This is a genomic window from Variovorax sp. 20P10.2.4 (genome assembly GCF_058244205.1).
The window spans coordinates 1-5,962 of the sequence record NZ_JBZAYE010000462.1 but is presented as its reverse complement, the minus strand read 5'-3'; the positions used below and the strand labels follow the sequence as shown (position 1 = coordinate 5,962).

Below are 5,962 nucleotides of genomic sequence, written 5' to 3'. Positions count from 1 at the left end.
TGCATCGAGCCGGCCTCGCGCTCACGCGCCAGCGGTGCCTCGAGCAGCGCGCGGCGCACGGGGTCGGACAGGGTGGCGGAGGGGTCGGCGGCATCGGTCATCGGGCGTTCTCGTGGCACCATGAAATTCGCATGGCGTGGCGCTTTTCGTGGCGCCACGACGGGCGTACTGTAGCGCCTGTCGTCATCGAAAGAGAGTCCCCCATGCCCGCCTCCCACCCCCCGCTCACGCCGCGCACCAACCAGTTCGGCCAGACCATCGGCGCCGCCCTGCCCGGCTGGTCGCCGCGCCCGAAGCCGCCGCGCACGCCGATCGAAGGCCGCCTGTGCCGGCTCGAACCCTTGTCGGCCGAGCGCCACGCGGCCGACCTGCATGCCGCCCATGCGCTGGCACCCGACGGCCGCGACTGGACCTACCTCGCGGTGGAGCGCGCGCCCGATGCCGCGAGCGCGCGCGCCTATGTGGAGCTGATCGCGCAGAGCGTGGACCCGATGCACTTCGCGGTGATCGACAAGGCCACGGGCCGCGCCGTGGGCAGCCTCGCGCTGATGCGCATCGAGCCCAACCATGGCGTGATGGAGGTCGGCCACGTGACCTTCTCGCCGCTGCTCAAGCGCACGCCGCTGTCGACCGAGGCGCAGTACCTGCTGATGCAGCTGGCCTTCGACGAGCTCGGCTACCGGCGCTACGAATGGAAGTGCGACAACTTCAACGCGCCCTCGAAGAAGGCGGCGCAGCGCCTGGGCTTCCAGTTCGAGGGCGTGTTCCGCCAGCCGCTGGTCTACAAGGGCCGCACGCGCGACACGGCCTGGTTTTCGGTCATCGACAGCGAATGGCCGGCGCTGCGCGCGGGCTTCGAGCAGTGGCTCGCGCCCGCCAACTTCGATGCCGACGGCAAGCAGCGGCAGTCGCTGGAACAACTGCGCGCGGCCGCGGCCTGAGTCGCGTCAGGCGGCGGCGGGCGCGGGCAGCTGCTCGCCGAGGAAGACCAGGAAGGTCTTCACCACCTCGGGCAGGGTGCGGCCCGCCAGGGTCTGCAGCTCGACCGTGCGGCCGCGCATGCCGCGCTCGCGGATCTCCGCCGCGTGCAGCTCGCCGCGCCGCACGCGGTCGCGCACCGTGATCTCGCCCGCGATCGTGAGGCCGCCGCCGTGCAGCACGAAGCTGGCCAGCGACTCGAAGCGGTTGCTGGTCAGCACCGGCTCGAACACCAGCCCGCGCTGGCTGCAGCCCACGTCGAACAGCTGGCGCACCGTGTTGTCGGCGCCCGAGAGCGCGATCGGGTACGGATGCATCTGCGCCAGGGTCACGGTGCGCAGCTTCGCGAGCGGATGGTCGGGCCGCATCACGGCGAACACCGAGGCCGGCTGGCGCCGCTCGACGCGGATGCCGTCGACCGCGGCGCGGCTGTAGGTCAGGCCGACGTCGGCCTCGCCGAGCAGCACCGCCTCGGTCACCTCGGCCGGCCGCGCGGCGCGCAGCTGGAACTGGATGCCCGGGTGTTCGGCGCGAAAGTCCGCGATGGCGCGCGGCAGGAACTCGTTGGCGAAACCCGAGGAACAGGCGAGGCGCACCCGCCCGCGCTTCAAGCCCTGCAGCCCGCGGATGTCGGACACCACGCGCTCGGCCTCGAGCGCGCCATGCAGCGCATGCGCGGCCAGCAGCTCGCCCGCGGGACTCGCGACCATCCCGCGCGGATGGCGCTCGAACAGCGGCACGCCGAGCAGGTCCTCGAGCATCGCCACCTGTCGGCTGATGGCCGAGGGGCTGACGCTGAGCCGCTCGGCCGCCACCGTGAGCGAGCCGCTGCGGGCCACCTCGAGGAAGTAGCGCAGGGCGGTGTCCTGCAGGCGGTGGGCGGTCATGGCGGGCTTTAGCTTTGAGGAAAACGCAAAGATATCGCCAAAAAACGGCAATTGTTCAAAAGCGGGCGGCTGCCTAAGCTGCACGGTGGCCGCCCCGGCCAGCCCCTTCCTCCTTCCCTCCCCCCCACCGAACGATCCGCGCATGCACCTCCCGCTCCTCCACCGCCCCGCGCCCCGCCCACGGACCCTGCTCGCCCTGCTGGCCACCGCCCTGATCGCCGGCACCGGCTTGGCCCAGGCGGCCGACCTGCCGCAGGCCGAGGCCGAACGCCACGCGCAGGCCAGCTACCGCGAGTACTTCGAGCTGCTCTCGCTGCCCAACGACGCGATCGTTCCCGAGGACATCCGCAAGAACGTGGACTGGCTCGCCAAGGCCTTCGAGAAGCGCGGCTTCGCGACGCGCCAGCTCGACAACGACGGCAAGCCGATGCTCTATGCCGAGCTGCCGGGGCACGACGCGGCGCGCAAGACCGTGCTGTTCTACATGCACCTCGACGGCCAGCCGGTGATCCCCGCGCAGTGGGCGCAGAAGAGCCCGTGGACGCCTGTGCTCAAGCGCCGCGCGGCCGACGGCGGCTGGGAGGAGATCGATGCCGCGCCGCTGTTCGACGGCCCGGTCGATCCCGAGTGGCGCGTGTTCGGCCGAGCCTCGGCCGACGACAAGGGCCCGATCATGATGATGCTGGCCGCGATCGACGCGCTGAAGGCGGCCGGCGGCACGCCCGCGGTCAACGTCAAGGTGATCCTCGACAGCGAGGAGGAGAAGGGCTCGCCCTCGATCGCCAAGGTGATGCAGGCCCACCGCGAGCTGCTGGCCTGCGACGCCATCGTGATCCACGACGGCCCGATGCACGCCACCAACCGGCCCACGCTGGTGTTCGGCAACCGCGGCGCGGCCGAGGCCAGGCTCACGGTCTACGGCGCCAAGGTGCCGCTGCACAGCGGCCACTACGGCAACTACGCGCCCAACCCGGCGCAGCGGCTCGCGAGCCTGCTGGCCTCGATGAAGAACGAGCAGGGCCGCGTGACCGTGGCCGGCTACTACGACCGGGTGCGCATCAGCGCGGCCGACCGCCAGGTGATGGCGGCGGTGCCCGACGACGAGACCGCGCTGCGCCGCCGCCTGGGCATCGCGCGCACCGACAAGGTGGGCGCCAACTACCAGGAGGCGATGCAGTACCCCTCGCTCAACGTGCGCGGCATGGCCTCGGCAGCGGTCGGCGACAAGGTCGCGAACATCGTGCCCGACCGCGCGGTGGCCGAGCTCGACCTGCGCACCACGCCCGATTCCGACGCGGCCTACCTGGGCGCGCTGATCGAGAAGCACATCCTCAAGCAGGGCTACCACCTGGTGAAGGGCGCGCCCAGCGACGAGGACCGCGCGCGCTACGACAAGCTCGCGACCTTCAGCTACCAGAGCGAAGGCGCCGACGCGGCCGGCGCGCCGATCGATTCGGCGATCGGGCGCTGGGCCTACAAGTCGCTGACCGACAGCTTCGGCGCCACGCCGGCGCCGGTGCGCATCCGCATGATGGGCGGCACGGTGCCGACCGCGGAGATCGTCAAGGTGCTGCAGGTGCCGTTCGCGATCATCCCGCTGGTGAATGCCGACAACAACCAGCACGCGGCCAACGAGAACCTGCGGCTGGGCAACTACGTGAGCGGCGTGCGCACCATCTACAGCCTGATGACGCACCCGCTCTGAACGAAGGGCGGGCTCAGCCTCCCTTGCCGGGCTTCTGCGCCTGCTCGCACTTCACCTGGATGCGCTCGCGCTCGTCGAGCGTGGCGCCGATGCGCACCGCGCTGAGGCAGCCGCCCCAGACGCAGCCGGTGTCGGTCGACAGCAGGTCGGGCCGCGACACCCAGCCCAGCGTGGACCAGTGGCCGAAGGCGACCGTGGCTTCGGCCGTGCGCCGGCCCGGCACGTCGAACCAGGGCATGTAGCCCGCGGGCGCGTCGGCCGCGCCGTCGGTGGTCTCGAACTCCATCGTGCCGTCGGCGGTGCACAGCCGCAGCCGCGTGAGCGCATTGACGATCACGCGCAGCCGCTCGCTGCCTTCGAGCGTGTCGCTCCAGCGATCGGGCTGGTTGCCGTACATGGTGGCGAGGAAGGCGCCGAGGTTGGGGCCGCGCAGCACCGCCTCGAGCTCGCCCGCATGGGCGCGCACGTCGGCCACGCTCCACTGGGGCAGCACGCCCGCGTGCACCATCAGCAGGTCGCGCGCGGCCTCACCCGAGCCGATGCGCCGGTGCAGCGCCATGTGCTGGTGGCGCAGCCAGTCGAGCATCGCCTCGCGGTCGGGCGCGGCCAGCAGCTCGGCCACCGTGTCCTTGCGGCCGGACTTGCGCACGCCGTGCGCCACACCCAGCAGATGCAGGTCGTGGTTGCCCAGCACGCTGAGCGCCGCGCCGCCCAGGCGCTGCGCGCGCCGCAACACCTGGGCCGATTCGGGACCGCGGTTGACCAGGTCGCCGAGCAGTACCACGGTGTCGCGGCTGGGGGAAAAAGCGAGCTCGTCGAGGAGCCGGCCGAGGGCGCTGTCGCAGCCCTGGATGTCGCCAATCAAGTAAAGTGCCATCTCCTCATTCTCTCCCCCCGTACATGGATGTCTTCCTGCTGGCCTTGCTGACCACGCTCAACGCGTTGTTCGCAATGTCCGAAATGGCCCTTTCCACCAGCCGCCGCGCACGCCTCGCGGCATTGGTCGAAACCGGGGACACGGGCGCCGCCGCGGCGCTCAAGCTGATGGAGTCGCCGACCCAGTTCCTCTCGACGGTGCAGATCGGCATCACCTCGATCGGCATGCTGAGCGGCATCGTGGGCGAGGCCGCCTTCGCGGCGCCGCTGGCGGTATGGATGGAGAACGCGGGCATGGGCGCGGGCACCGCCAGCGTGGTGTCGACCGCGGTGGTCGTCACCTGCATCACCTTCTTCACGATCATCTTCGGCGAGCTGGTGCCCAAGCGCATCGGCCAGCTCTACCCCGAGCCGGTGGCGCGCTGGGTCTCGCGCCCGATGCACGGCCTGGCCAAGGCCGCCAAGCCCTTCGTCTGGCTGCTCGCGGGCGCCACCGCCACCATGCTGAAGCTGCTGCGCATCGATGCCAACGCGGCCCGCTCGGTGACCGAGGAAGAGATCTCGGCCAGCCTCGAGGAAGGCGTGGACGCCGGCGTGATCGAGCAGCACGAGCACCAGATGGTGCGCAACGTGTTCCACCTCGACGACCGGCGCCTGTCCTCGCTGATGATCCCGCGCGCCGACATCGAATGGCTGGAGGCCTCGTTCAGCGTGGCCGAGGCACTGCAGAAGGTGGCGGCCGCGGGCGCGCTCAACCTGGTGCATTCCTGGTACCCGGTGTGCCGCAACTCGCTCGACGACGTGGTCGGCGTGATCAGCGTGGCGCACCTGCTGCGCCTGGGCCCGGACCACGTGGGCGCGCTGGGCCAGGAGGCCACGGCCGCGGTGTTCGTGCCCGAGACGCTGACCGGCATGGAGCTGCTCGAGCAGTTCCGCGCGCGCGCCGGCCGGCTGGTGTTCGTGGTCGACGAGTACGGCGTGGTGCAGGGCCTGATGACCCCGCGCGACCTGCTCGAGGCCATCACCGGCGAACTGCAGCCCGGCATGCAGACCGACGCCTGGGCCCACGAGCAGCCCGACGGCACCTGGGAGCTCGACGGCCTGATGCCGGTGTCGGAGCTGCGCGCCCGCCTGGGCATCCGCGAGCTGCCCGACGAGGAGCGCGGCCGCTACAACACGGTGGCCGGCCTGCTGATGTCGGTGTCGGGCCACCTGCCCTCGGTGGGCGAGCACATCGATTGCGCCGGCTGGTGCTTCGAGGTCACCGCGCTCGAGGGCCGGCGCATCGACCGCGTGCGCGCCTCGCGCGATCCCTCGCTGCCGAACGGCAGCGACGACTGAGGCCGCGAGGGCGCGCCGATGCTGTCGCTGCTCGCGCTCAGTTGCCCCCAGTGCTCGGCGCCGCTGCCGCGCGCGGCGCGCTGGCGCACCGTCACCTGCAGCTACTGCGGCGCGACCATCTCGCGCGGCGAGGAAACGGTCGAGCGCGAGAGCTTCCGCGCCGCATTGCAACGCG

At 71.5% G+C, this 5,962-nt stretch carries 5 protein-coding genes; 3 read left to right on the top strand and 2 right to left on the bottom strand.

The window, feature by feature from the left end:
* Positions 1-203: 203 nt before the first annotated feature.
* Positions 204-941 (top strand): GNAT family N-acetyltransferase, encoded by a 738-nt coding sequence (locus tag AC27VN_RS30265; RefSeq protein ID WP_490878949.1) that lies wholly within the window; start codon positions 204-206, stop codon positions 939-941.
* A gap of 6 nt (positions 942-947) precedes the next feature.
* Here AC27VN_RS30265 and AC27VN_RS30260 read toward each other — a convergent pair whose 3' ends face one another.
* Complete coding sequence (locus tag AC27VN_RS30260) at positions 948-1,865, bottom strand: LysR substrate-binding domain-containing protein (RefSeq protein ID WP_490878948.1); 918 nt, start codon at positions 1,863-1,865, stop codon at positions 948-950.
* Positions 1,866-2,007: 142 nt separating this feature from the next.
* Here AC27VN_RS30260 and AC27VN_RS30255 point away from each other — a divergent pair, with 142 nt between their 5' ends.
* Entirely contained in the window at positions 2,008-3,570 is a 1,563-nt protein-coding gene (locus tag AC27VN_RS30255) for a M20/M25/M40 family metallo-hydrolase (RefSeq protein ID WP_490878947.1), read from the top strand.
* Positions 3,571-3,583: 13 nt separating this feature from the next.
* Here the strand turns inward: AC27VN_RS30255 and AC27VN_RS30250 are convergent, their stop codons facing one another.
* Complete coding sequence (locus tag AC27VN_RS30250; RefSeq protein WP_398498167.1) at positions 3,584-4,447, bottom strand: symmetrical bis(5'-nucleosyl)-tetraphosphatase; 864 nt, start codon at positions 4,445-4,447, stop codon at positions 3,584-3,586.
* A 23-nt stretch (positions 4,448-4,470) separates the two neighbouring features.
* Between AC27VN_RS30250 and AC27VN_RS30245 the strand changes: the two genes are divergently transcribed.
* On the top strand, positions 4,471-5,787 hold the full coding sequence (locus AC27VN_RS30245; RefSeq protein ID WP_490878946.1) for a hemolysin family protein: 1,317 nt from the start codon (positions 4,471-4,473) through the stop codon (positions 5,785-5,787).
* Positions 5,788-5,962: the final 175 nt, after the last annotated feature.